Annotated in this window: 5 protein-coding genes; 2 read left to right on the top strand and 3 right to left on the bottom strand. The window is 40.8% G+C overall.

Translation table 11 applies throughout. From position 1 onward, the window contains the following. Positions 1-46 precede the first annotated feature (46 nt). The 3 genes from BQ5591_RS00285 to BQ5591_RS00275 form a co-directional block, all read right to left on the bottom strand. Positions 47-589 (bottom strand): BfmA/BtgA family mobilization protein, encoded by a 543-nt coding sequence (locus tag BQ5591_RS00285; RefSeq protein ID WP_071147992.1) that lies wholly within the window; start codon positions 587-589, stop codon positions 47-49. A 113-nt stretch (positions 590-702) separates the two neighbouring features. Beyond that, the gene (locus tag BQ5591_RS00280) at positions 703-903 is read right to left on the bottom strand and encodes a hypothetical protein (RefSeq protein WP_071147993.1); all 201 of its coding nucleotides are present in this window, start codon (positions 901-903) and stop codon (positions 703-705) included. A 29-nt stretch (positions 904-932) separates the two neighbouring features. Further along, positions 933-1,913: a replication initiation protein gene (locus BQ5591_RS00275; protein WP_071147991.1), complete on the bottom strand. Its 981-nt coding sequence runs from the start codon at positions 1,911-1,913 to the stop codon at positions 933-935. Between the two features lie 452 nt (positions 1,914-2,365). Here BQ5591_RS00275 and BQ5591_RS00270 point away from each other — a divergent pair, with 452 nt between their 5' ends. Both BQ5591_RS00270 and BQ5591_RS00265 read left to right on the top strand, forming a co-directional pair. Next, positions 2,366-2,632: a hypothetical protein gene (locus tag BQ5591_RS00270; protein WP_005812757.1), complete on the top strand. Its 267-nt coding sequence runs from the start codon at positions 2,366-2,368 to the stop codon at positions 2,630-2,632. Next, positions 2,625-2,894, top strand: coding sequence for a Txe/YoeB family addiction module toxin (locus tag BQ5591_RS00265; RefSeq protein ID WP_032536520.1), 270 nt, complete (start codon positions 2,625-2,627; stop codon positions 2,892-2,894). The genes BQ5591_RS00270 and BQ5591_RS00265 overlap by 8 nt, the downstream gene beginning before the upstream one ends. The last annotated feature ends 386 nt before the right edge of the window (positions 2,895-3,280 follow it).

The raw sequence follows: 3,280 nt of genomic DNA, 5'->3' as shown, positions 1-3,280 counted from the left end.
CCAATCGTTATGCCGTTTTTCTACCTATTTTCTACCCGACTGGCTGTTACAGTTCTGTATTTACTTTGATTTTCCCTATTGTTTTTTGTTCGTCACGTACACGGCAAAGTTCCCGGTGTGCTTTTTCTTTATACTCCTGAAGAGCTTTGATTTCGTTACGCAATCGGTTGTTTTCTTCCTGAAGAACCTGTAGTTCTTTGGCCTGTTCTGCGGCCAGACTTTCCGCTTTGGCCTTTGCTTCTGTTGCCTGGGCTATAAGTTCTGGAGCTGGAAGCTGTTTTGCGGTCTGTTCCCGGACTGCCTGTAGTAGTTGGCGAATCGCTTCTGTTCCCTCATTGCTTGTCTGCATGGTCGCTTTTACTTCATTCAATTCTCCGATGATCTTTTCCAAGGGGGAGTAATCAAGTGCGTTACTCTTCAGGTCGAAACCTGTGCGTTCAAAGTATTCCAGGGCGAGAGAAACGAACTCTTTCCGTAATATGCCGTTTGCCCGGCAGTATATCTCCAGCCGTTCAGATGTTTCTCCGCTTATTGAGATTGTAGTCTTTTCCGGCTTGCTTTTGGGTTGTATGGTTGCTTTATCTGTCATACCTTAACCGATTGATATAAATATGCTTATAATATGCTTGATATGCTGATTTTATGCTTCTTTTTAATTGAATATACTACAAATATACCGAATATTCCTGAAATATATTCAGGTTACTTGGTCTTTTCCTTGCTTAAAGTGATATGAGAATCCACAAAGCACCCTCCAAAGCCGGATAAGGCGTCTGGTTGCGTGTAAGTGACCGTTACAAGGGTTTGTCTCATGAATGTCTCAATCTTGTCTATAACGGCTTCCATTGGCTTTCCTAAGCCTGTGGCTTCAGCAGATACCAATATCAAATCTCCTTCTTTCATATCGTTGTTTTTTTGATTGTGTAACATAATCAAAGTTTCTTTCTGTCTTTAATTTTTCCCTTGATAGCATTGATTATATAACCTTTTGGGTTCTTCTTTTCCCTTGATTTCCCTTTTAGAATGGCAAGTTCATTAAGGAAATCCGGAAGTAAGGTTTGTGCTGATATAAACAGATCCAGATTATTCTTAATCTCTTTATCTGAAAACTCAATCGAGTTTTTAAGATAACTTCTTATTTCCGGAGCTAACGACCAGCTTAAAGCTGTCTGTTTTTGAAGGTCATGTTTTTCCAAATCACTGTCACGGTGTTCCGGTTGATATACTGGATAAAACTTTATGGCCGTTATCTTTCGTCCTGTTTTGAGCGGTGTGTACTCAAAGGTATATGGGCTGACTTCATCAAGTTCTTTTTTTGCAGCTTCTACTACTTTGCGCATGAAATCATTTATTCGCTCATACTTATCTGCCACACAAAACATTTCCTTTAGTTGTTCTATAGAGTATATCAGAGGAGTTTTCTGGTTGCTCAGTAACTCATAAAAGCGCATTGAAAACTGACTCTTAAAGCTCATGGCTGCTTTTAGTTCGTATTTCCTGAAGCCCTTTGAGAAATCAAGTATGCAGTCCCATACACGTGGGTGTACCTGAAAGGACAAGACTGAAGAACGCTTCCGTATATAAGGCAAGGCTATGATAGAGATACTTTGCCAGATTTCATCATCTTCATACTCAAAGATCTTTCGCTGAAGCGACTGTAGGGCTTCTTTTACTCTCGCATAATTCTTGTCGTCCTCTCCATTAAGCAGGCAGGCGATAGGCATGGTTATATTTACGCAACTGAAAAGATCATGCTCTATCTTCTGACAGTTATCAGCGAATTTTATGCCTTGCAGCTCTCCTTGAGCCATTTCTACAAGACGATAAATGATACGCTTTTCGTACACATTAAAGTCATATTTTGCCGTAGTCATAATATAACTTTGGATAAGGTCTTTGTTTACTATTGCCATAATTATCAGTGTTTTGTGCAAATATAAGTATTAAAAACGACTTTAACAAATAAAAGTCGTAGATTGTGTGATTAGTATTCAAAAAGTCGTAGTTAAACTTTGAAATAGTATTCGAAAAGTCGTAGTTAGTATTCAAAAAGTCGTAGTTAGATTCTTGTTATTGCTTGTAATTTATTGTTTATCAGATTATTAAAACATGTTTTTCAAAAGTCGATAAGCATATAACAAGTAATGCTTAAAAACAAGTCATAAAATTTTAGCCGGAATGTGGCTTCCAGACCTTCAAATCCGCGAAAAACGACTTTTTGAATGTTTGTGAAAGCAAAGCAAAAGCCAGCGCAGCGTTCTTTGAGGAACGAATTTTCCGCGCGTGTACACAAATAAGTACACAAAACTTTTGTTTTATTGATTTTTATCCCTATTTTTGCGGTGAAAACCAATATATTAGAACTATGCAGATTGTTACAACACGCGAATTTCGTGCCAATCAGAAGAAATACTTCGAAATGGCAGAGACGGAAACGATCCTGGTCTCCAGACGCAATGCAGCCCCTATTATGGTGTGTGCAGTCAGAGAAGGTGATTTCCCTTCAAAGGAAGAACTTGCGGCCATCCAGAGAGGTATTGAAGATATCCGAAACGGAAATACCTTCAGAATGGCTAAAAACGAGTCTCTGGACGATTTTCTTAACCGTATAGAGGGCGAAGGCAATGTATGAGATAGAATTTTCCAAAGAAGCGGTAAAACATGTCCTGTTGATGAGAAAATCCTCTCCGCAGCTTTTCAGGAAGCTGGAGAAGCTGCTTGATGAACTCCGGGAACACCCGTACACGGGTACAGGGCATCCGGAACAGTTGAGATACCTGGAGGGTGTCTGGTCAAGGCAGCTGGACAAGAAGAACCGTATCAGGTATATGGTCAACGAGACTACCGTAATTGTGTTTATCATTTCAGCCTGGGGGCATTATGACGACAAATGAAGGATTGCAGTAAGTTCCGAAACGGCACATACTGCAATCCTTTTGAATTTGTGACAGAATCAAAATAACTTATATCATATATCCAAGTAAACGGCTGCACTCGTCGGGAGTGTTGGTACACCCCCTTGCCGTGCGGCGCTCCCCGACCGATGAGTTTTTTGTGGTGTTCCGGACACGTTCTGTTGTGCGGTTTTGTTGGGTATTTCTGTTGTGTACCGGGTGTGCGGTTTTCGTGGGTGTTCACGTGTGTGGGATAGGCTCTATCTCTCCCCGTCCCCTTTGCTAATTTCGCGCTGGGGAGGGTGTTCGATAGAACAGCAAGAGGAAACCGGGCAAGCCCTGTTTTTTCCTCTTGCCCTACGGGGTTATGCTTTGAAAATCAAAGC

This window comes from Bacteroides ndongoniae, from assembly GCF_900108345.1.
Lineage (GTDB): Bacteria > Bacteroidota > Bacteroidia > Bacteroidales > Bacteroidaceae > Bacteroides > Bacteroides ndongoniae.
Note: the sequence above shows the minus strand (reverse complement) of the source record. Positions and strands in the feature narration are given on the sequence as shown.